The sequence below is a fragment of the Collimonas sp. OK607 genome (genome assembly GCF_900111995.1).
Taxonomy (GTDB): Bacteria; Pseudomonadota; Gammaproteobacteria; order Burkholderiales; family Burkholderiaceae_D; genus Collimonas.
Genome location: NZ_FOKF01000001.1, coordinates 12,068 through 33,138, shown reverse-complemented (window position 1 = coordinate 33,138; position 21,071 = coordinate 12,068). Strand labels below are relative to the sequence as shown.

Annotated in this window: 20 protein-coding genes and 1 tRNA gene; 15 read left to right on the top strand and 6 right to left on the bottom strand. The window is 56.8% G+C overall.

Annotated features, from left to right (window positions below):
• Positions 1-239: 239 nt before the first annotated feature.
• Positions 240-1,493 carry a DUF2863 family protein gene (locus tag BM029_RS00165; RefSeq protein WP_092431493.1) on the top strand — a complete coding sequence of 418 codons (1,254 nt, stop codon included), beginning with the start codon at positions 240-242 and terminating at the stop codon, positions 1,491-1,493.
• A gap of 330 nt (positions 1,494-1,823) precedes the next feature.
• Here BM029_RS00165 and BM029_RS00160 read toward each other — a convergent pair whose 3' ends face one another.
• Entirely contained in the window at positions 1,824-2,729 is a 906-nt protein-coding gene (locus BM029_RS00160) for a LysR family transcriptional regulator (RefSeq protein WP_092431490.1), read from the bottom strand.
• Between the two features lie 124 nt (positions 2,730-2,853).
• On the opposite strand from BM029_RS00160, the gene BM029_RS00155 reads away from it, so the two are divergent.
• A complete protein-coding gene (locus BM029_RS00155) occupies positions 2,854-3,726 on the top strand; it encodes a pirin family protein (protein ID WP_092431487.1) in 873 nt (290 codons plus the stop codon).
• Between the two features lie 103 nt (positions 3,727-3,829).
• Here the strand turns inward: BM029_RS00155 and BM029_RS00150 are convergent, their stop codons facing one another.
• Complete coding sequence (locus BM029_RS00150; protein WP_092431484.1) at positions 3,830-4,951, bottom strand: M14 family metallopeptidase; 1,122 nt, start codon at positions 4,949-4,951, stop codon at positions 3,830-3,832.
• Positions 4,952-5,101: 150 nt separating this feature from the next.
• Between BM029_RS00150 and BM029_RS00145 the strand changes: the two genes are divergently transcribed.
• Both BM029_RS00145 and BM029_RS26520 read left to right on the top strand, forming a co-directional pair.
• Positions 5,102-5,178 (top strand) — tRNA-Pro (locus BM029_RS00145).
• A gap of 810 nt (positions 5,179-5,988) precedes the next feature.
• The gene (locus tag BM029_RS26520; RefSeq protein ID WP_371329066.1) at positions 5,989-6,636 is read left to right on the top strand and encodes a PcfJ domain-containing protein; all 648 of its coding nucleotides are present in this window, start codon (positions 5,989-5,991) and stop codon (positions 6,634-6,636) included.
• 264 nt (positions 6,637-6,900) lie between these two features.
• Here the strand turns inward: BM029_RS26520 and BM029_RS00135 are convergent, their stop codons facing one another.
• From BM029_RS00135 to BM029_RS00125, 3 genes are all read right to left on the bottom strand, one after another.
• A complete protein-coding gene (locus BM029_RS00135; RefSeq protein WP_139217179.1) occupies positions 6,901-8,154 on the bottom strand; it encodes an IS256 family transposase in 1,254 nt (417 codons plus the stop codon).
• A gap of 454 nt (positions 8,155-8,608) precedes the next feature.
• Complete coding sequence (locus tag BM029_RS00130; protein WP_371329065.1) at positions 8,609-8,887, bottom strand: helix-turn-helix domain-containing protein; 279 nt, start codon at positions 8,885-8,887, stop codon at positions 8,609-8,611.
• Between the two features lie 138 nt (positions 8,888-9,025).
• Positions 9,026-9,457, bottom strand: coding sequence for a TetR/AcrR family transcriptional regulator (locus tag BM029_RS00125; RefSeq protein ID WP_244544833.1), 432 nt, complete (start codon positions 9,455-9,457; stop codon positions 9,026-9,028).
• 219 nt (positions 9,458-9,676) lie between these two features.
• On the opposite strand from BM029_RS00125, the gene BM029_RS00120 reads away from it, so the two are divergent.
• From BM029_RS00120 to BM029_RS00085, 8 genes are all read left to right on the top strand, one after another.
• Entirely contained in the window at positions 9,677-10,246 is a 570-nt protein-coding gene (locus tag BM029_RS00120) for a TetR/AcrR family transcriptional regulator (protein WP_092431473.1), read from the top strand.
• 453 nt (positions 10,247-10,699) lie between these two features.
• On the top strand, positions 10,700-11,365 hold the full coding sequence (locus BM029_RS00115; RefSeq protein WP_092431466.1) for a DUF3313 domain-containing protein: 666 nt from the start codon (positions 10,700-10,702) through the stop codon (positions 11,363-11,365).
• Positions 11,362-12,018, top strand: coding sequence for a paraquat-inducible protein A (locus BM029_RS00110; protein WP_244544832.1), 657 nt, complete (start codon positions 11,362-11,364; stop codon positions 12,016-12,018). The genes BM029_RS00115 and BM029_RS00110 overlap by 4 nt, the downstream gene beginning before the upstream one ends.
• On the top strand, positions 12,015-12,671 hold the full coding sequence (locus BM029_RS00105; RefSeq protein WP_092431461.1) for a paraquat-inducible protein A: 657 nt from the start codon (positions 12,015-12,017) through the stop codon (positions 12,669-12,671). The genes BM029_RS00110 and BM029_RS00105 overlap by 4 nt, the downstream gene beginning before the upstream one ends.
• Positions 12,664-14,304 carry a PqiB family protein gene (locus BM029_RS00100; RefSeq protein WP_092431458.1) on the top strand — a complete coding sequence of 547 codons (1,641 nt, stop codon included), beginning with the start codon at positions 12,664-12,666 and terminating at the stop codon, positions 14,302-14,304. The genes BM029_RS00105 and BM029_RS00100 overlap by 8 nt, the downstream gene beginning before the upstream one ends.
• The gene (locus BM029_RS00095) at positions 14,301-14,993 is read left to right on the top strand and encodes a PqiC family protein (RefSeq protein WP_092431456.1); all 693 of its coding nucleotides are present in this window, start codon (positions 14,301-14,303) and stop codon (positions 14,991-14,993) included. Before BM029_RS00100 ends, BM029_RS00095 begins: the two co-directional genes overlap by 4 nt.
• Before the next feature lie 123 nt (positions 14,994-15,116).
• Positions 15,117-15,572 (top strand): hypothetical protein, encoded by a 456-nt coding sequence (locus tag BM029_RS00090; protein ID WP_092431453.1) that lies wholly within the window; start codon positions 15,117-15,119, stop codon positions 15,570-15,572.
• Positions 15,569-16,486, top strand: coding sequence for a DUF2145 domain-containing protein (locus tag BM029_RS00085; RefSeq protein WP_092431451.1), 918 nt, complete (start codon positions 15,569-15,571; stop codon positions 16,484-16,486). The genes BM029_RS00090 and BM029_RS00085 overlap by 4 nt, the downstream gene beginning before the upstream one ends.
• A gap of 355 nt (positions 16,487-16,841) precedes the next feature.
• Here BM029_RS00085 and BM029_RS00080 read toward each other — a convergent pair whose 3' ends face one another.
• Positions 16,842-18,050, bottom strand: a complete 1,209-nt coding sequence (locus tag BM029_RS00080) for a LysR family transcriptional regulator (RefSeq protein WP_092431449.1) — start codon at positions 18,048-18,050, stop codon at positions 16,842-16,844.
• 138 nt (positions 18,051-18,188) lie between these two features.
• Here BM029_RS00080 and BM029_RS00075 point away from each other — a divergent pair, with 138 nt between their 5' ends.
• From BM029_RS00075 to ligK, 3 genes are read left to right on the top strand one after another with little or no spacing between them, the layout of a single operon-like run.
• Positions 18,189-19,322, top strand: coding sequence for a 4-oxalomesaconate tautomerase (locus BM029_RS00075; protein WP_092431447.1), 1,134 nt, complete (start codon positions 18,189-18,191; stop codon positions 19,320-19,322).
• Positions 19,323-19,335: 13 nt separating this feature from the next.
• Positions 19,336-20,364 carry an amidohydrolase family protein gene (locus tag BM029_RS00070; protein ID WP_092431444.1) on the top strand — a complete coding sequence of 343 codons (1,029 nt, stop codon included), beginning with the start codon at positions 19,336-19,338 and terminating at the stop codon, positions 20,362-20,364.
• Positions 20,365-20,373: 9 nt separating this feature from the next.
• Complete coding sequence (gene ligK / locus BM029_RS00065) at positions 20,374-21,063, top strand: 4-carboxy-4-hydroxy-2-oxoadipate aldolase/oxaloacetate decarboxylase (RefSeq protein WP_092431442.1); 690 nt, start codon at positions 20,374-20,376, stop codon at positions 21,061-21,063.
• The last annotated feature ends 8 nt before the right edge of the window (positions 21,064-21,071 follow it).

Here is a 21,071-nt window from a genome sequence, read left to right as displayed (position 1 = left end):
ATTCAACATACCGTTAAATCCACTACAATAGGATCTTGCAGTCTTCCTGCCTCAGAGTCGTCGAACACTCTCAGCAAGCGGTCGTAGGCCAGAAGGCAGCGCAGAAAAGCGGAGCATATTCGTCAATGTTATCAATGAATATGTGAGCGTCTCAGTTGCCGGTCATCGGATGCATGCATCCGCTACGGTCGCGCAGTAAGATTTTGACTATGTTGTCATCAGCCCTTACTCTATTCACTATGCGCCGTCCGTCAAAAAAGCCTTCCCGTAAATTTTCAGCCGACAGTCACCGCCTGGCCGAGCTGGCACAAGCATTGATTCAAGCCTCCAGCCGTCTTGAAGAGCGCGCATGGGAACGCGAGATTGAAGTCTTGCTCAGCAAGCATTTCAAAGCCCATCATCAGGAGCCGATCGACGGCGCGCTGGAACAGTTGTTTCCGACCCAGCCCGATGCCTACGATGCCTTGATGGACGTGGTGGAAGCCTGCAGCGAATCCAGCACCATCGAATACCAGGGCAAGCAGTACGACTGCCTGCTGGTGGGCATTCCGTTGCTGGCGTGGACGCGCTTCTCGATCGGATCGGGGCCGATTCCGGCCGATGTCGTGATGACGCTGAACGCCCATCTGCACGCCCACATCCTGGCGCCGGAAGTGCAAACCGCCATCGTGCCGACCTTGTACTCCATCGATCAGCTGCCGCGCACGCATTGCGAAACTTTTACCTTGCTGCAGCAACTGTCACATGCCGCCCTGAACGCCGCACCGGTGCGCAGCCCCGCCAATCCGCCGGAGACTGCGCCGTTCCTGGCCGATACCCGCTACTTGCTGGCGGCCCTGGTTGTCCCAAGCGGCATGCCGCTGTTTCACTGGCAACTGGCGCGTGGGCAAGCCGGGCATATCGCCGCCGACAAAGAACGGGCGCTGGAGCAATGGCGCAATCAGGTCACTCCCAACCTGACGCGTTTGCTGCCAGGTTGCGGCGTCCAGGTACTGCTGCCCGAGGCTTATTTTGCCGCTTGCCGCGAGGCCGACCTTCAAATCCGCCCGGCGTCCCTGCGCGCCGCCAGCTACTACCTGTCGCACACGCTGGACATCGCATCGAAAGACCTGCACGCCAGCATCGGCCGTTTTAGCGAACAGCCGGAAAGCGGCCGGGTCGACGAATACCGGATCGGCTTTTCGCTGGGCCAAACCAATGAAGTGATCTACGGCGTGGTGTGGCCGCTGTACGGACAGGAAGAAGCGACGGAAGAAGTCATTACCCGCGCCAGCGATAGTGACGAGGCCACGGCTGAGCCGGAAACCCCGCTGGAACAAATCCTGAGCCTGCTGCGCGAATGCGGCATCGACGACATTCAACGGCACGCCGAAATGTTTGCGATGGAATTTTGCGACGATTGCGGCACCCCGCTCTACCCGGATCGGGAAGGTGATCTGGTGCATCCGGAAATGCCCGAAGATGCGCCAAGCGGCTCGGCGCATTTTCACTGACATCGGAGCTCGCCAGTCAGTTGCGCCTCGACGACCTAGTGATCTGGGGTCAGTCGACTTTCGCAGGCTCTATCGCGAAACTCGACTGACCCCACATCACGACTACGGAGCGCGGCGATTCACTTATCGCAGGTTTGTTTCTTTTTGGTTTCACTGCCTCTACTCCGTGGCCCACTAAGCGGGGTCAGAGTGAAGTTTCGGCGATAAAACATACCGAAAGTTCACTCTGACCCCGGTTAGTTCGTGCTGCTCGTCGCATAGATCGTAAAAAACCATTCAAAAAGCGGACATTTCTAATTTGCCTTTACGCCTGCCACACGGCGGCCCGATTTAATCTTCTTCCAAAGCTTGAAAGCGCGCCACCAGATAATCAATCAACGTACGCACCAAAGGCAGCAAACCCCGCCTCGACGGGAACACCACATGGATAATTTCATGTCGCGGCCGCCAGTCATTCAACACATGCACCAGCGTACCCTGCTCTACCTGTTCGCGAATCATCATGGTCGGCAACTGCACAATACCGACACCAGCCACTGCCGCCCGCAACAACGCCACCATGTCACCGGTTACAAAACGCGGCGTGTGGTGAATCGCCGCCTTGGCGCCATCCGGCCCGAACAATGTCCAGATATGGTTTTGCTGCCCTGCCCCCAGCCCCAGGCTCGGCCAGTCGTTTAAATCGGCAGGCGATACCGGTAGCGACCGCTCCTTAATCAGCAGCGGACTGACAACCAGGCATTGACTACGCTCACCCAGCACCCGCAACACCAGATCGCTATCCGGAATCGGCGGCGGCCGTACCCGGATAGCAATATCCACCGCCTCGGCCACCACATCAACCCGGCGATTGGTCGACTCCAGCAACACCGTCACCCGCGGGTTGGCCGCCATGAAGTCCGCCAGCATCGCATCCACATTCATATGCAGCAAAGCCACCGGACAAGTCAGGCGCACGATGCCGCGCGGCTCGCCCCGCGTCAGCTCGACCGCGTCTTGCGCAGCCTCTGCCTCCACCAGCATCGCCTTGCAGTGCTCGTAATACGACTGCCCGACCTCCGTCACGGAAAATTGCCGGGTGGTGCGCTGGATCAGCCTTACGCCCAGGCGCTCCTCCAATAACGCCAGGCGCCGGCTCAGCTTTGATTTCGGCATGCCCAAGGCCCGCCCCGCAGGCGCGAAACCGCCATGGTCGACCACCTGGACGAAGTAATAGAGATCGTTCAAATCCTGCATAGCCGCCCCTTCATCGTTCACAAAATAGAACAGTGAAGGCAAATTCTACAGACTACCGCACTCACTGTCCTTGGTTTAATCTTCTATCAGCAACAAATTCTGCAACCAACACAAGGAATTGATCATGAAAAAAGTCCTCGGCATCTACAGCGCACCTCGCCAACATTGGGTCGGCGACGGTTTTCCTGCTCGTTCGATGTTTTCTTACACCAGCCACGGCAAGCAACTGAGTCCGTTCCTGCTGCTCGATTACGCCGGCCCGGCTGAGTTCACCCCTACTACCCGCCCACGTGGCGTCGGCTCGCATCCGCATCGCGGCTTCGAAACCGTCACCATCGTCTACAAAGGCGAAGTGACGCACCGCGACTCGACCGGTAATGGCGGCACAATCGGCCCAGGCGACGTGCAATGGATGACAGCAGGCAGCGGCATTCTGCATGAAGAGTTCCACTCCGAAGCGTTCACGCGCTCCGGCGGGACACTCGAAATGGTGCAGCTGTGGGTGAACCTGCCGGCGAAGGACAAGATGACCGCACCTGGTTATCAAGCCATCGTCGATAACGACATCCCAGCCGTTGCGTTGCCTGACGGCGCTGGCACGGTACGGGTGATTGCCGGCGAATACGACGGCCATGCAGGTCCGGCACGTACATTCACACCGATGAACGTGTGGGATATGCGCTTGAACCAAGGCAGCAGCACCAGGCTGTCCTTGCCCGCCGGCTGGCATTCGGCACTGGTGGTATTGCACGGAACCGTGCTGATCAACGGCGAGACCGTGGCACGCGAAGCGCAAATGGCGTTACTCGACAACGACGGCAACAGCGTCGATATAGAGGCCAACAACGACGCTGTGGTGCTGGTGCTTAGCGGTGAGCCGATCGATGAAGCGATCGTCGGCCATGGCCCGTTCGTCATGAACAGCCAGGAAGAAATCGCCCAGGCGATTGTCGACTTCAACAGCGGGCGCTTTGCGCAGATAGCTGAGAAGGCGTAACAGTCGCTGCCGGATCACCAGAACTACGGTGAAAAAAAGAGCCGGGCATGTCTGACATGCCCGGCTCTTTCATATCCAGACTCAAGACCGCATACGGTATCGCTTATTCAAACGCCCGCAATATCGGTTGCAACACCACCGCCCCCAAACGCGCGCTGCGAGCGCCATCCCAGCCGACCTCCGCATCAGGCAGGTTGACGTTATCCTTGAACGGCAACTCCAGGGTCAGCGATATGCACTTGAATGTGTGGCCGACATATTTCGATGCCAGGGTCAGTACATCGCTGCTATACTTGCTCGCCGCGTAGCCGTATTCCGTCTGGAAATCCGGACTGGCGCGCAAGAAATCGTCGATGAATTTTTGCTGCTCCACGCCCTGCTGCGGACTAAAGTCTTCCAGCATTTCCGAACCCGCCACGAACACATACGGCAAAGCCTCATCGCCATGCACGTCCAGGAACAGATCGCAGCCGATTTCGTGAATCTTGTTCTTGACCACAAATACTTCCGGACTACGCTCCAGCGAAGGTGTCATCCACTCGCGATTCAGGTTGGCGCCGGCCGCGTTGGTACGCAGGTTGCCGCGCACCGAACCGTCCGGATTCATGTTCGGCACGATGTAGAACACCGCGTGCTGAAGCACCTTGGTCGCCAGCGGATTGGCGCTATCCAGCAATGCATCGACCATACCCTCGACAAACCATTCCGCCATGGTTTCACCCGGATGCTGGCGTGCGATCACCCAAACCTTCTTGGCCGCCGCCGGATTGCCGATCACCAGCAGATTCATATCGCGGCCGTCAACGGTGCTCCCCAGATCCTCCACCCGTGCCAATGGTGATTCCTCTGCGTGCCCCAGCAAAGCCAGATGACGCTCCCAGGAATACGGCTCGAAATAAGCGTAATACACACTGTCGCGCTCCGGGGTATGGGTGATGGTCATCACCTTGCCGTCAAAGCTGGTTGGTACACGGAACCAGGTCTCGCGATCGTAACTGGCCACCGCTTGATAATTTTCCCAACCCTTGGGATAGGTGGTGGCGCCGGCATTCATGAAACGGATGTTGCAGGCCTCGTCACGCGCGCCCTGCAAGCGGAAATAGAACCATTGCGTGAAATCTGCGTGCGAATCGCTACGGATGTTCAACTCAATCTGCTGAGGACTATCGGCGCGTAATACTTCAATTGCGGCGGCGTCAAACTGCTGGCTAATTTTTATTGGCATATGATTATTTAATGAGGATTGTTGGCTGGGCGATCTGGCGGTGCATTGTGAAGCGCAATGGGCCGTTACTGTCGAGCGAACAAACAGTTAAAATTTTATGTATTGCCTTGGAAACAAAGCAATTTTGCTCTGATATAATAGCAGGCTTGTCGGGGCGTAGCGCAGCCTGGTAGCGTACTTGCATGGGGTGCAAGGGGTCGAGTGTTCGAATCACTCCGTCCCGACCAATAGAATCAACGAGTTAACTCTAATTTAGAAGAGTAATTAACAATGCTGTGTACACAAAAATGTACACAGCATTTTTTGTTTAAAAATGCAATAAAATAGGTACTAGTTATTGCATAAAGAAAATTATAATTACTTCTAAATTAGTAATAGCGTCGTTAGCTTTTCGAAGTCAATAAATTCAATTTCACATCTCCTCAGGGCGAAAAGCGGCCGTTCATTACGGCGTCGATATGGTGTTGCTCTAGCATCGTATCAATGACAGTATGCTGTCTGTATAACGCCAAGTTAGGGTCCCAATGTATGTAGAATTCGACCTGCCCGAAATTGCCGAATATGCGGCTGGCTTCCCTCAATACTGGGCGAGGGCTATATTCATTCAGTCCCCGTCAAATCGCTACCAGATTAACGCCCTGGCTAACACCTATATCCGTACATGGACTCCCACTATTGAGCAAGAATTGTTTGCATAGAGAGGTCGCGACTGCATCCGTACATTCGGCTTTCATCGATGCCGGTTGATGGCATCAGCCTCCATGGAAATTCGCGCGCTTTTTCCTTATCGGCCTACTGGCTTCATACTGCAGCCGTCGGATATATCAGGATCAAAAAGCGCCGGTCTGACCGGTTCACCATGCTCGCCATTTCTTACGCAATCGTAAAGGAAGGTGTTTTTAATGCAAAAAGATAATTACTCTATGGCGCTGTTCTGTAACTTTCTTGATTCGTGAGTACATCCTCGCCATCAATTTCCACGAGAAAGGAACTCTGTCCCGGGTCGTCAGTGTGTTGCAGAAATTCGACGACAATCGGTGTGCCGCCGGCGTTGTATTCCCATTGCCAAGAACTCACCGGACCCTCTGGGTGGGGTCGATAGCGGACGAATCCTCCGTCCTTCAGCTGAGAGTGTGCCGCTGACCCCTGCATCCGTCATATCGGATCAGGCAGATGGTATTGACGCCTGGCCGCTCGTACTCGATGAAACATTTTTTTATGGTCAGACACAAATTGTAGAACTTAAAAACCCCATAAGTCTGTTGGTTGAGGGCAAGCTCATGGAGCACTGCGTAGGCGGGTATAGTGAAAATTGCAGAGCGGGCTCTAGTCTTGTCTTCTCAGTTAGAACTTGCACTGGAAGCAGATTATCTACCGTCGAACTACATTTGAGCAGTTTTCCACTGGGTGTCGAATTGCGATCGCATAAGGCGAAGCGTAACGCATGCCCGCAGATGGAATGCGAGGCTGCTGTGACTGCACTCATACATGTTCTCAACTCGGCGAATTTTGTCGATCGGCTTGAAAAGCGAAAAACATTTCAACAAAATCAGCTATTCACACAGGCAGGGCCAAGCCGCCCGAAGCCATCAGTTCTCAGGCGATACGAACTGCTCACCCAGACTTTAGCTTGGAGATGCGCCTTTCGATCGGAGCCATCGCAAGAATTCCCGAAGCTTGCATGACATTGAATCAATTATGAAGGCGGGTAAATGAAAGCCGCTTAGACCACAAGCAGGATGGACGTTGGGATAATGCTGTGCTTATTGGCGAGATATTCGGTGACTACGTGGAGCACTTGGCTGCGCATAAGGCTGATCAAATGGTGATACAAAAAGAGGTTAACGAAACACCGGATTTGCTGCGTGGTGCTCGTCGAGCCGTCGCAGGCGGCGCCGTGAAAGAGACGGACGTGTCAGTAATTTTGTGTGCGGGGCCGCGATACAAAGTTAATGAATTGCGTTGGTAAAACGTTCGCCGAACAGAATGGCGAATTGGTTAGCGGCCTGTTTCCAAGTCCGCTGTGGCATCTTCCAATCTTTTTCTATATTGCGCAAGGCCAGGAACAATAGTTTGCTGGCGGCTTCATCGGTAGGGAAATGGCCCCGGTTCTTGACGATCTTGCGTAATTGCATATGCAGACTCTCGATGGCGTTGGTGGTGTAGATGATGGTGCGCACCTCCGGTGGATACGCGAAGAACGGAATGACCTGCTGCCATTGACGCTGCCACATTGCCGCGACGGTCGGGAATTTCAGCCCCCAGGGGCCTTGCGCAAAGGCATCGAGCGCCTCGGCGGCGGTCTCGGCGTTGACGGCCTGGTAGATCGGCTTGAGTGACGCCGCCAAGGCCTTGCGATCGTTCCAACTCGCCAAGGTCATCGAATTGCGGATTAAATGGACGATGCAGGTCTGGATCTGCGCCTGCGGATAGACCGCTTCGATGGCTTCCGGAAAGCCGCGCAGGCCATCGACGACGGCAATCAGTATGTCGTTGAGGCCGCGATTCTTCAGTTCGTTAAACACCTTGAGCCAGAACTTGGCGCCCTCGGTCTGTTCAATCCACAGGCCCAGCACTTCCTTCTTGCCGTCGGCACGGATGCCCAGCGCCAGGTACACCGCCTTATTCTTGACCGTGCCTTCGTCGCGGATCTTCAGCCGCAAAGCATCGAAATAGACGATCGGATACATCGTTTCCAGCGGCCGCTGCTGCCATTGGGCGACTTCGTCGAGCACCTCGTCAGTGATGGTAGAAATCAGGTCTGGCGAGACTTGCAGGCCGTATAGTTCGAGCAGATGGGCCTGAATCTCCCGCACGCTCATGCCGCGAGCGTACATGCTGATCACATGGTCATCGAAGCCCGGCAGGCGGCGCTGATGTTTGGCGACCAATTGCGGCTCAAACGTGCCCAATCGGTCTCGCGGTATATCCAGCTGTAGTTTGCCAGATGGCGTGATCACATTCTTGGAGCTGCTGCCGTTGCGATGATTGCCCGACGTCTCAGTCTCGGTGCCGAGGTGATGATCCAGTTCGGCTGCCAGCATCCGTTCTGCAAGCTGTTTCTTGAGCTGGCCGGCCAGCCCGGATTCGCCCAGGATGGATTCAGCATCCTTGTTCTGAACCTGCGCCAGTAGCTGGTCAATCAGTTCGTCTGGAAACAGCTTGGCGGCTTTCGGTTTCTTTGGCTTTTTAGGTGTGCTCATCGTGTCGTTCATGAAATTTCCCTTTCGGTATTATTTCACGACCCCGGACACACAGAAAATCTGACACGCTCTCTCGTGGGAAAACAAATTCGATATCATTCCCTACACGTCGATCATCCAGCTAATTGTAGTTCCCGGCGCATTTTAGGCCTTCTTGTGTAGCTCCGTTTTCCCTTCCGCTTCAATCCCTACGTAACCCACTGGCGAACAAATGCGCAGCTTTATCGGTGGCAACCGGATACTGTCAGAATACAGGCTTGGCGCAGGGCGAGAGCGGCTGTGGATTATTACGGAATGGGATCGCAGTGTGACCACGCTATTGCTGCCGGAGGAGTATTAGTTACTGATTCGCTGGAATTGCAAATTGATCGGCCGATGAATAGGTCTGCTATCAGTTGGACCGGAATTTCATGTGAATCACGTTCAACCGGCAGAAAATGCAAATGACAGATTTCTAAAGCTTGGCAACAGCCATTAGCTCTGAGATTTTTATGTCGAGAGCTTTAGCAATACGAGCAATGTGCAGCAATCCAGAGTTTTGTTCGCCGCGCTCAATCGAACCCATGTAAGAACGATCAATCCCACATTTCAAGGCCAACTCCTCCTGAGAAACTCCGCGATCCTTTCTGGCGCGTCGAACGCCAGCGCCAAACGTCGCTAGGACTTTATCTTTGGAATGAGGGGATGCAATTGGCATACCTTGATTTTCTGGGTATGATGCCAATAAAACCACGGGTAATATTCCTCATTTGTGAAATGAGTGTGATTTAACCATCTATGCCTAACGAAACAAATGGGGGGGGGCTAGTCATATATGTTTTGTAAGTAACGCTTGTTTTATCCGTTTTCAGTAATGTGGTAAATCGTCGGCTCAGCTATCAGCTTGAAACCGATGATGCATAGGCTTGGAGGCAGCCCTATACGTTGCGATCTGCATAGAGAGGATTTGCTCAGTTTTTGATGCTCCCTCACTCGCCAGATGGTTTCGTGCAATGCGATCGAAGTCCTGCTTCTGGAAGTCAAGCAAGGCCTTCAGCACCCCGTTCTTCGTACGGAACTGGTGCATAAGCCCGCCCTTGCTTATGCCGCTTTCCTGCGCCAATGAATCAAAAGTCAACCCTTTCACGCCCTCTCTTGTAAGGATCGCAAATGCAGCTTCGATTGCTTTTCTACGGGTTGTCTCTGAACGTGTCGGATTGTCCATTGTAAATAATTTTGTGTGACGTAGAAGTTGGCTATGGGTCGTCGGTGCTACACGCATCACGGCTAGTTCTAGTAAGTTATCAAAATCGATAGAGTACATTACTTTCGGTGCGAAGATATCAGCTTTGCTACCTGATGTAAGAGTCGCAGAACACGCTATTCGTGAATCCTCATCGCGCTGTTCAAAGTCTCGCCGTAACGTAAACCGTAGATGGATATCATGGCAAGTCAAAAAACAGACCAGAAAGATTGTTTTTCTCGCCAATCCGAGCTATCTTCATTAGTTTGGCAGCTCCCCATCCCGCAATGGAAATAGTTAATGGACAACACTACTCGATCGAAGCTTTCACGCAACGCCATCATTCAGGCGGCCCTGACCATCATCGGACGCGATGGCCCTCGCCGATTGACGCTTGATGCCATTGCTCGCGAAGCCGGCGTCAGTAAAGGCGGGCTAATGCATCAATTCCGGTCGAAAGAAGCTGTGCTAAAGGCGATGCTGGAATACCAAGCCGAATACTACGATACATTTTCTCAGCACTACATGACTAAGGCAGGTGCTACGTCGCCCGAAGCCAACTTGTCAACACAGATCGCGGTAGCCCGCGAAGCTGTCACTACGCAAAAATCGGTTGCGTTTGCAATGCTCGGTGCCATCAGTGAAGAACCCGGGCTCTTGTCCATGTTTAAGGAGATTGATGCCAAGAAAATTGAAGCCATCAAGACAGAGGCCGTTGATCCTGATTTAGCGACCCTGCGCTGGTATGCTGCCAGGGGAATGCTTCTGAGTGCCCTGCTCGGGCAATGCTCCCTTTCGGATGATGACCGCCAGCGCCTTTTTGAGCGCCTGCTCGACAGCCAGCAATGGCCGGTTCATGGCAAGACTTAGAAGAACGCTTCTCGTACACGCCCTCTCACAGGAGGCCGTGTGCTCGGTGGCGATAACCCGATCACTTTTTTCTTTGATCTCCACATGTCGGACACTCCTCAAAGGTTGTTCGATAGCTGACGCAGCGCCACAGAGCATGGCCCGCTGGGCTAGGCTCGTTCCTTTGCTATAAATTACCTGCCCCCTTTTCTCTGTTGCAAGATTTCAGTATATTTCACAAATCAAAATAAAACCGACCACCCGGTTTGCAAAGTCAATATTCAATGCTATATTCACTCCCTGAGTTAGCGCAAAAGAGGCGGCCGAGAGTTGAGCTCGTTGTCAGTTGAATGTCGTAGCCAGGTTCGTCCAAACCGCTAGACATTGATCTCCGTCACGCTCATGCACCGCTCGTCTACCAAGTTGTGCCAGGCGATGACAGTCATCCCTTGGAAAATCTGAAGAGGAATTGAAATGTACATATCTATCAAGACGGGCCGGCTGGCGGCTATTGCAGCGCTCTGCATGGCGTTAGCCGCATGTGGAACCACGCAACCGAATTCGTATTCGGAAATCTCGTCGTCATCTAAGCTGATGCCGAATCAGAACAATGATACCGGACGAGTTCCGTACAGTTATTCGACTCCCGCCAACTGGAAAAAATATAACGCAATCATCATTGATCCGGTCGTAGTTTACCGGGGACCGGATCAACAGTTCGGGGACATGTCAGAAAAAAACAAAACTGCTCTTGCCAGCTACATGCAAACTCAGTTCGCAGAAAAAATGACGCCCCGTTTCGCGCTCTCCCGCGATCCGGCTCCAAACACGCTCCGCCTGAAATTGACGCTGACCGGTGCGGAAACGAACACCCCGGTCCTTGCCACTCTTTCGCGATTTGACATTGCTGGAGGTATCTACAACGGGGTGCAGAATGCACGTAATCGGGAAGGAACGCTGACAGGTTCTGTCATCTATGCTGTCGAGATCTACGACGCGGCAAGCGACCGCCTGCTCAGCGCCTTCATTACGAAGCAATATCCTCGCCCCTGGAACCTAGGGGCCAGCATGGGATCGCTGGCGGCATCGAAAGCGGGCATCGAAAAAGGGGCAGATGCACTGGTTGAACAGCTGAAATGATGCCAAACCAGGACGTTGCGCGGGGTACGTCGACGTCAGGTGCTGACCATCAGCACCTGATCGCTTGCGAATATTGCGACACCGTTTACCAGCGCACCGGCCTTGCCGAAGGCGAGCAAGCACTGTGCCTGCGCTGCGGTGCCACGCTATACCGCGAGAGCAGTCGCGCCTACCGTCGCCTGCTACCTCTAGTCGTGACCGCGCTCATCCTGTTTTTAATGTCCAACGTCTTTCCAATCGTCGAGATGGATCTCAAGGGCATCCGTACCCAGACCACATTGTGGGGAGCGGTGGCGACGCTGTACGCAGATAAAATGTCGCTGGTTGCCTTGCTGGTGTTTGCAACCACCATCCTGTTCCCTCTGACAGAGATGCTGATGATGCTCTACTTGCTCGTGCAGATGAGACGACATCGTTTGCCAACTGGCTTTGCGCGCATCGTGCACAGTATGCAGATAACCCGGCCTTGGGGCATGATCGAGGTCTATTTGCTCGGCGTGGTGGTAACGCTGGTAAAACTGTCGAGCCTAGCCGATATCCTGCCGGGCGTCGCCCTGTGGTCGTTTAGCGTGCTAGTGATCGTGCTGGCGACCATGCTGTCGTTCGATCCGCGCGACCTGTGGCAATACGTAAAGAAGGGGCAACCGCGATGAGCGTGTCGCTGCCTGCCAGGCCGACAACAGCGTCAATGCGGCTGACGTCTTGCCACGCCTGCAACCTGCTTAACCCGCACTTGCTCGATGGCTTTCCCTGCGCACGCTGCGGCGCCGTTTTGTACCGTCGAAAGCCAAATGGTCTGGCGCGTACCTGGGCCTTGCTGATCGCTGCCGTGATCTTCTACATCCCCGCTAACCTGCTCCCAATGATGATCACACAGTCTGCGATGATGACCACGCAGTCTGTTTTCGGGATCTCACACGACACCATTCTTACCGGCATCGTCTATTTGTGGATTTCGGGTTCCAGGGTGCTGTCTATCCTGGTGCTGATTGCCAGCGTGGTAGTGCCACTATTAAAGATGATGGCCTTGACGATCCTGCTGCTCTCGGTACATTTCCGCTCCACCTGGCGTATCCGGCAGCAGACCCGGCTGTACCGTCTGCTGGAAGTAATCGGACGCTGGTCCATGCTCGATATCTTCGTCGTAGCCATGCTGGCCGCGCTAGTACGCGCCGGCAAGTTGGCCACTATCAGCCCCGGATCAGGGGCCCTGGCTTTTTCCTCTGTGGTCGTACTCACCATGCTCGCTTCCCTGAGTTTCGATCCCCGCTTGCTGTGGGATTCGCTGGACGCAAACAATGACTGACCTGAACTCGTCACATCCTTCTGCACCGCCTTCGCTACCGCGTCCGGAACTCCGTCACCAGACGCGCTGGTTGCCTTCGCTCGTATGGTTGATCCCCTTCGTCGCTGCAATCGTCGGCTTATCGCTGCTAGTACACACGCTGTCCGAACGCGGCCCGGAAATCACGGTGACCTTCCGCACCGCGGATGGCCTCGCCCCCGGGAAGACTCCTGTACGCTATAAAGCGGTAGACATCGGTGTGGTCAAGTCCTTGCGCCTGGCGCCGGATCGTTCGCACGTGATCGCCACCATAGCGCTGACCAACGATGCTGGAAGTTTCCTGGCCAAGGACACACGCTTCTGGGTAGTGCGTCCGCGTTTTGCCTTCTCCGGCATTTCAGGCCTGGAGACACTACTGTCCGGCACTTATATCGGCGTGGATGCCGGTACGTCGGAAACACGCATCCACGCTTTCTCCGGGCTGGAAGTGCCCCCGGCGGTAGCCACCGATGCCTCCGGCAAGCAATTCATACTGCGGGCCGCAGATCTCGGCTCACTCGACATCGGCTCTCCGGTCTACTACCGCCGCGTGCGGGTAGGACAGGTAGTAGCTTACCAGCTCGAACCAAACGGGCGGGATATCTCCTTACGCGTGTTTGTCGACAAACCCTACGACAAGCTGGTCACCGCCAACACGCGTTTCTGGCACGCCAGCGGCATAGACATCAAGCTGGACGCAGGCGGCCTCAAGGTCAATACGCAGGCGCTTGCCACCATGCTGCTTGGCGGCGTGGCCTTCCAGGATCCTGACGATTCTAAACCCGTTTCCGCGGCCAGCGAGAACACGCAATTCATGCTTGCCAGCGAGCAAACCGAAGCCATGAAGGCTCCGGAAGAATTGAAGCCAGCGCTTGCCGTACTCAATTTTGACCAGTCGGTGCGCGGCCTGGCGCCAGGTGCGCCGCTAGATTTTCGCGGCATAGTGGTGGGCCAGGTACGCTCGATCGGGATCGAGTATCAGCGCGACAAGAAAACCTTCCGTTTTCCCGTGATAATAGAACTCTATCCATCCCGCATGGGCTTCAGTCCACGCGACCTAGAGGATAAACAGCAAGCATACGACATCGCTGAAACGATGAACAAACGCGGCATGCGCGCACAGTTGCGCAACGGCAACCTATTGACCGGCCAGCTCTTTGTCGCATTTGATTTCTTCCCCAAAGCGCCGCCGGTGAAAATCAGCATCGACGGCCCCATGCCCGAACTGGCCACCACGCCTGGTACGCTTGACGAGCTGCAGGCCAAGCTAGGCAGCATCGTTAACAAAATCGACAAGGTGCCGTTCGAGCAAATTGGCCAGGACATGCGTACCTCGATGGCGGCGCTGGACACGATGCTGAATAACGCCGACAAACTGGTGGCCAAAATCAACGGCGATGTGGTGCCGCAGTTCACCACAGCGTTGCAGGATGCACACAAGACACTGCGGGCGGCGAACGACACGCTTGCTCCAAATGCGCCAATGCAACAGGACGCGCGTCACATGATGCAAGAGTTGACGCGCAGCGCCGCCTCCCTGCGCACTTTGACCGATTATCTGGAACGCCATCCCGAAGCATTGCTACGCGGGAAAGTGGATTCGGAGAAACCATGAGTACCCCTCCCAATCTGTCTGTTCTGTCTGCCGAACTGATACTCGTTGCTGCCATATTGGCCGGATGCGCGTCGCCCGAGCCGCGTTATTACACACTGGCACAGGCGGCAGTCATCAATACTGCCACCGCGCCAACCGTGATCAGGAGCAAAGACCCGGCATTGATCGAAATATCTCCCGTTCACGTACCAGAAGGTCTCAATCGCACCAATTTACTTCTGGACATGGGGGGCGGCAGGCTCAGACTTATGGAACTGGATCGCTGGTCAGCGCCGCTTCCCGATGAATTGCGCGACGCGCTGTCGCAACGGCTGCAAACCAGTCTAGGCGCCGTCGACACCTACCACCAGGGCACCTCTGCCGCAGCACCGTCGTACCGCGTTACCGCCGAAGTGGTGCGCATGAATGCAGAACTCGGAGGAAACGCTGACGCCATCATCAACTGGATAGTGCAACGATTGCCAGACCGCAAAGTGACGTCGGGCCGCACGCAGGTGACGTTACCGACGCCGGGCGGGGTAGGTAGCGTTGTGGCCGCATATCAGCACATTGTCATCGACGCCGCCGACGATATCGCAACGGCCATACGAGAGCTGCAACAAGTATCACCTGCTGCCTCAGAAACGGAGACTCCATTTGCACGCTACAACCAATATCACGCCCCTCCCGAGAAGCGGGGAATTCCTTGATATGAATACAGCTTCGGCCGGCCCCGACTCGTACGAGAGTTATCCGACACATGCAATTTGCATACAGACAGAACGCTGGCTGCACCGCACATCAACCCATCTCACACTGCCAAGGAGCATTCAATGATCTTCCCCACCACATTTCGTCTCATCTGCCTCACCGCAGTCGCCAGTGTCACTTTGCACGCGCACGCAGAAAGTTTCACGTCCTCGGCCGTCAGCACCGGTTCGGCGTCTAGCGGCAGCATGTCCGCATCCCTGCGTGGTTCGAGCAACAGCTCAACCGGTGACGAAAAGACTGCCGATGGTAACTATCGCATCATCGAGGTAACCACGGCACCCGATCGCGCTGGCGTCACGCGCGTCACTATGCAAATCGAGGAATCGCAGCAGCGCATCGTGCTCGACCTGCCACAGGCCATTGTCGAGAAGCAGAAACTTGGCTTAGGCGATACCGTGCGCGCACAACACCGTGAGTATGGCTTCGAGTTCGCTCGCGCCGACACGCGTGAAGCGTTCTATCTCGTGCTCGCCGACGAGTGGTACAACGAACTTGCAGCGCGGCCGGTGACTCTTTGAAGGCTTTCTACGCGTTGTCTGTTGCGGCGACAATCGCAACGGGAACGGCCCAGGCACAGCCCGGTTCGTCCGGTTACTCGACTTCTTCAGCCTTCTGCGACAGCCCGCAGCAGCTTACAGCTAGCCAGCAAGATCGGTTGCTGCGCTTTGCCGCCGTGGTCCGCAATGAACTTGGTGCAACGGACGGCGACGCTGCGTTGATCAGTCGCTCAGGACTCGATCTCTCGCGCTTCCACATCCGTTACTCGCACGCCGCCGTGGCCCGGCGTGACGAAACCGGTGCATGGTCAGCGCGTCAGCTCTACTACGCCTGCGACGAAGCGCGACCGCGGATCTACGATCAAGGCCTCGCTGGTTTCGTCATGGGTACTGACGATCCTGCGCTCGGCTACATCTCAATCGTGCGGCTGCCGGCTGACGCTGCCCGGTCGTTGCGGTACGCATCGCTCGACACACCGCGCGTCCAGCACCTGTTAGCTACGAGCTACAGTGCCAACGCCTATCCGTTCAGCACTCGCTACCAGAATTGCAATCAGTGGGTGGTGGAAATGCTCGCAGTAGCATGGGGTGATTTGGCCGACGGCGACGACTTGCGCGGGCGAGCGCAACATTGGCTTCAGGAGACAAACTACGCGCCCGAACCGGTGGAAGTCGGCTCGCACGCGCTGATGTTCGCGTCGACATTTGTACCATTGCTGCATCTGGACGATCATCCGGAGGACGATCTCTTCGCAATGAAACTGAAGATCAGCCTGCCATCAACGGTAGAGACCTTCGTTCGGGAGCGCCTGCCCGGCAGTGAGCGCATCGAGGTGTGTCATGACAATCAGCAGATCGTCGTACATCGTGGCTGGACACCGATTGCCGACGGCTGTCGACCAGACGAGGGCGATCGCGTCTATCCGCTCGGCTGACACATTGTCTACGGATTATCCGGCGCGCAGGGCGGCATTAGCCCACAAACTTGAGCTCAGACGGCGGCCCAAAGATATTGCGGAACGTGCTGGCGAGGCAACGCTTCTTTTAACAGCAACGGCACATACTCTTGTCACGGATGCCAGAGAGCAATCGACGGTAAATAACATTTCCTCTTTGCATCTCACGTAAACCAAACTAAATCAACTTACCGGTTGGTTGAAACCGATCAACGCCAGCAAGTTTTGTAATTTTGAAAAACGCTAAGCATTAAAATCCTGGAAAAATACGCAGATGTCCCGGCCAGCGGGTAGACAGCCGCCTGGATTGTCCATCGGGTTGCAGAACAAATGGCTATGCCACTTCCTGCGCTCGGCACAGGCGGCGTATTTCGTCCAGCAACAGCCGGGCGCCTGGTGCAAGATGCGCTCCTTCTCGCACAGTGATGCCGATCTGCCGCTCCATGCCCGGCATCGCCAGCGGCAGCACCACCAGCAAGCCTGCCGCAATCTCGTAATGCAGCTGATGGGCCGATAGTACCGTCAGCATTCGGCCATCAATCAGCAGACCGCGCAACAGCGCCAAGTCGCCAGTCTCCACGGCAGGCGCCGGCGGAGTGTGTCCCCTGCCATGGAAAAACCGTTCCAGCGCGTCGCGCAGGGGCGTTCCGGCGCGCGACAGCACCCATGGATACGGCACCAGGTCGGCCAGCGTCAGCGTAGTTCTGCCGGCCAGCGGATGTGTGGCGCCGGCGATCAGCACCGTCTGGTCCTCGAACAGGGGTTGCACGGTCAAGTTGCTGCCGGCAGCCGGCCGCAAGGCGCCAAGGATGAAATCGATACGACCGCTAAGCAGCCCGGCACACAGTTCTTCGTAAGGACTTTCCAACGAATGCACCTGCAGTTTCGGATGGCTTGCCAGCACCGTGCCGATGGCCTTCGGCAACAGCAGCGTCCGCGCCAACGGTAGCGCGCCCACCGTTACGCTGCCCTGCAGCACGCCGTTGAGGGCGGCGACATCGGCTTCGATATGCCGCAGTTCCGCCAACACACGTTCGAAGCGCACTGCCCAGCGCAGGCAAGTCTCGGTCGGCATCATGCCACGCGCACTGCGTTGGAACAGCGGCTGGCCGAGCGTATCCTCCAGTCGTGCGATGGCCTGGCTCAGCGCTGGCTGCGATACGCCGGTAGCGCGCGCCACGCTGGGCATGTGATGCAGGTCGGCCAGCAGTGCCGCTGCCTGCAGCCGGCGTTCGCTAAACAGCAGATCCAGCGCACCGACCTGCCCTACACGGCTCCCGGAGCGCAAGGCCTCGTCGCGCAACTGCTGCAATTCCGCCTCGATGCGCCGGGCGCGCACCAGCACGGTGGCGCCGGCCGCGGTCGGCAGCATGCCGCGGCCCTTGCGCTCGAACAACGCCACGTCCAGTTGCTGTTCCAGGGACGTCACCGAGCGTGCCACTGCGGAGGAAGCCCGATACAGGACCTCGGCGGAGCGCCGGACGCCGCCGGTGGCGGCCACGGAGATAAAGGCGTGCAGGTGGTGAAGACTGATGCCGGGCATATGAGAAAGTACCTTTCCGGCGCTGCCGTTTATTATCATCAATAAGTAAATTAGAACAGTCTTAGCGACAGAAAGCAACCCACGCAGCCGCGCCGATGGCGATACTTATGGCACGTTCACAACCTGAATGAGCTTGCCATGTCCACTGAAATCAATTCCGATCTGCGCCCTGTGCCGTGCTTGCTGATGCGTGGCGGCACCTCGCGCGGCCCAATTTTCCTCGAATCGGACCTGCCAACCGACCAGACCGCGCGCGACCATGTATTGCTGGCGGCGATGGGTTCGCCGGACCGCCGCCAGATTGACGGCCTGGGCGGCGCCCATCCGCTCACCAGCAAGGCCGGCATCGTGCGTGCCAGCAGCACGCCCGGCGTAGCGCTGGACTTCCTGTTCGCGCAGTTGCAGCCAGACAGCGACACTGTCGACACCACGCCCAACTGCGGCAATATGCTGGCTGCGGTGGTGCCGTTTGCGCTGGAACGAGGCCTGATCGCTCCACAGGGCGATACCACCACTGCACGCGTGCTGACGTTGAACACCGGCATGCAGTGCGACATCACCGTGCCGACGCCTGGCGGCCGCTTGCAATACGGCGGGGGCACCAGGATAGACGGAGTGCCGGGCACGGCGGCACCAATCACCATCAACTTCCTCGACACGGCCGGCTCTGTCTGTCCCGCCCTGCTGCCCACCGGGCGCGTGCTGGACCGGGTACAGGTAGAAGGCGCCAGCATCGCGCCCTTCACCATTGACACCACGCTAATCGACAACGGTATGCCGATGGTGCTGGTGCGCGCCGCCGATCTTGGACGCACCGGTTACGAAACGGTGGCTGAACTGAACGCCGACGTTGCGCTGAAAACCCGCCTCGAGGTGCTGCGTCTGGCGGTCGGCCCGATGATGGGGTTGGGCGACGTGACAAAGAAAAATTATCCGAAGATGTGCCTGGTGGCGGCGCCACGCGACGGCGGCAGCATTGCCGCCCGCTGCTTTATTCCGCACGTGTGCCACGACTCGATCGGCGTACTGGCTGCGGTGACAGTCGCCACCGCCTGCGTGCTGGAAGGCACGGTCACCCAAGGGCTGGCCGCACTGCCTTCCGGACTTCAAAAGGCCGTGTCGGTAGAACATCCGAGCGGCGAATTCAGCGTCGAGTTAGGACTCGATCCCCAACACCCGCAACAAGTCACTCGCGCCGCACTGCTGCGCACCGCCCGCCTCATCATGCGCGGCGAAGTCATGATCCCCGAAACCGCCTGGAAAGGACAATAAGATGCGAGCCCCCATGATCATCGATTGCCACGGCCACTACACCACCGCGCCCAAGGCGCTGGAAGAGTGGCGCAAGCAACAAATCGCCAATCTCAACACCCCCGAGCTCGGCCCCAAGGTAGCCTCGCTGAAGATCAGCGACGACGAACTGCGCGAGTCGATCGAAACCAACCAGTTGCGCCTGATGAAGGAGCGTGGCTCAGACCTGACGATCTTCTCGCCGCGCGCCAGCTTCATGGCGCACCATATCGGCGACTTCAATGCCAGCGCCACCTGGGCCGCTATCTGCAACGAACTATGCCACCGTGTGGCGATGCTATTCCCCGAGCATTTCATCGGCGCCGCCATGCTGCCGCAATCGCCAGGCGTCGATCCGGCCAGTTGCATTCCGGAGCTGGAAACATGTGTCCGCGAATACGGCTTCGTCGGCATCAACCTGAATCCCGATCCGTCCGGTGGAATGTGGAATTCGCCGCCGCTGTCGGACCGCCACTGGTATCCGATCTACGAAAAGATGGTAGAGCTGGACATCCCGGCGATGATACACGTCAGCACCAGCTGCAACGCGTGTTTCCACACCACCGGCGCGCATTACCTGAACGCCGACACCACCGCCTTCATGCAGTGTCTGACCAGCGAGCTGTTCACCGATTTCCCGACGCTAAAATTCTTGATCCCGCATGGCGGCGGCGCCGTGCCATATCACTGGGGCCGTTTCCGTGGCTTGGCGCAGGAGATGAAAAAGCCACTGTTGCAAGAGCACCTGCTGAAAAACATCTTCTTCGATACCTGCGTCTACCATCAACCTGGCATCGACTTGCTGACCAAGGTGATCCCAGTCGAAAACATCCTGTTCGCCTCGGAAATGATAGGCGCAGTACGCGGCATCGATCCAGAGACCGGTAACTTTTATGACGACACCAAACGCTACATCGAAGCATCCACCCAGCTTAGCGCCAAACAACGCTACCAGATCTACGAAGGCAATGCGCGGCACGTGTTCCCGCGCCTCGATGCCGCACTAACCGCCAAAGGCAAATAAGGAGATAACATGATCAACAACAATCTGGGTGTAGTAAAACGCCATATCCTGCGCGCCGACCGCACCGCAGTAGACGCCCTGAGCCAGTTCGGCGTGGCCACCGTGCACGAGGCGCTGGGACGCCTCGGCCTGATGCAACCAACTATGCGGCCGGTGTATCCCGGCGCCCGGCTGTGCGGCACCGCAGTCACCGTGCTACTGCATCCTGGTGACAACTGGATGATGCACGTCGCCGCGGAGCAGATCCAGCCCGGCGACGTGGTGGTAGCCGCCATTACAGCCGAATGCAGCGATGGCTATTTCGGCGACCTGCTCGCGACCTCGTTCCAGGCACGCGGCGCGCATGGTCTGGTGATCGACGCCGGTGTGCGCGACGTGCGGGACTTAACGGCGATGCAGTTCCCGGTGTTTTCCAAGACCATCAGCGCCAAGGGCACCATCAAGGCCACCGTCGGCTCGGTCAATGTGCCGGTGGTATGCGCCGGAGCCCTGGTCAATCCGGGCGACGTGGTCTTGGCAGACGACGACGGCGTGGTGATAGTGCCGGCCGCGCTGGCCCCGCAAGTGGCCGCTGCCGCCGCTGAGCGCGAAGCAAACGAGCACGCCAAGCGTACCAAACTGGCCGCCGGTGTGCTTGGGCTGGACATCTACAACATGCGCGAGACGTTGGCCAAGGCCGGCCTGCGCTACATCGACTGAGATCTGGA

Bases quoted from the DNA above. Each gene is read 5' to 3' on its own strand.
- BM029_RS00080 (WP_092431449.1), bottom strand. From the start codon at position 18,050: ATGCCCGGCATCAGTCTTCACCACCTGCACGCCTTTATCTCCGTGGCC.
- BM029_RS00155 (WP_092431487.1), top strand. From the start codon at position 2,854: ATGAAAAAAGTCCTCGGCATCTACAGCGCACCTCGCCAACATTGGGTC.
- BM029_RS00105 (WP_092431461.1), top strand. From the start codon at position 12,015: ATGAGCGTGTCGCTGCCTGCCAGGCCGACAACAGCGTCAATGCGGCTG.
- BM029_RS00095 (WP_092431456.1), top strand. From the start codon at position 14,301: ATGAGTACCCCTCCCAATCTGTCTGTTCTGTCTGCCGAACTGATACTC.
- BM029_RS00150 (WP_092431484.1), bottom strand. From the start codon at position 4,951: ATGCCAATAAAAATTAGCCAGCAGTTTGACGCCGCCGCAATTGAAGTA.
- BM029_RS00100 (WP_092431458.1), top strand. From the start codon at position 12,664: ATGACTGACCTGAACTCGTCACATCCTTCTGCACCGCCTTCGCTACCG.
- BM029_RS00135 (WP_139217179.1), bottom strand. From the start codon at position 8,154: ATGAGCACACCTAAAAAGCCAAAGAAACCGAAAGCCGCCAAGCTGTTT.
- BM029_RS00160 (WP_092431490.1), bottom strand. From the start codon at position 2,729: ATGCAGGATTTGAACGATCTCTATTACTTCGTCCAGGTGGTCGACCAT.
- BM029_RS00165 (WP_092431493.1), top strand. From the start codon at position 240: ATGCGCCGTCCGTCAAAAAAGCCTTCCCGTAAATTTTCAGCCGACAGT.
- BM029_RS00090 (WP_092431453.1), top strand. From the start codon at position 15,117: ATGATCTTCCCCACCACATTTCGTCTCATCTGCCTCACCGCAGTCGCC.
- BM029_RS00115 (WP_092431466.1), top strand. From the start codon at position 10,700: ATGTACATATCTATCAAGACGGGCCGGCTGGCGGCTATTGCAGCGCTC.
- BM029_RS00110 (WP_244544832.1), top strand. From the start codon at position 11,362: ATGATGCCAAACCAGGACGTTGCGCGGGGTACGTCGACGTCAGGTGCT.
- BM029_RS00120 (WP_092431473.1), top strand. From the start codon at position 9,677: ATGGACAACACTACTCGATCGAAGCTTTCACGCAACGCCATCATTCAG.
- BM029_RS00070 (WP_092431444.1), top strand. From the start codon at position 19,336: ATGATCATCGATTGCCACGGCCACTACACCACCGCGCCCAAGGCGCTG.
- BM029_RS00075 (WP_092431447.1), top strand. From the start codon at position 18,189: ATGTCCACTGAAATCAATTCCGATCTGCGCCCTGTGCCGTGCTTGCTG.
- ligK (WP_092431442.1), top strand. From the start codon at position 20,374: ATGATCAACAACAATCTGGGTGTAGTAAAACGCCATATCCTGCGCGCC.
- BM029_RS00125 (WP_244544833.1), bottom strand. From the start codon at position 9,457: ATGTACTCTATCGATTTTGATAACTTACTAGAACTAGCCGTGATGCGT.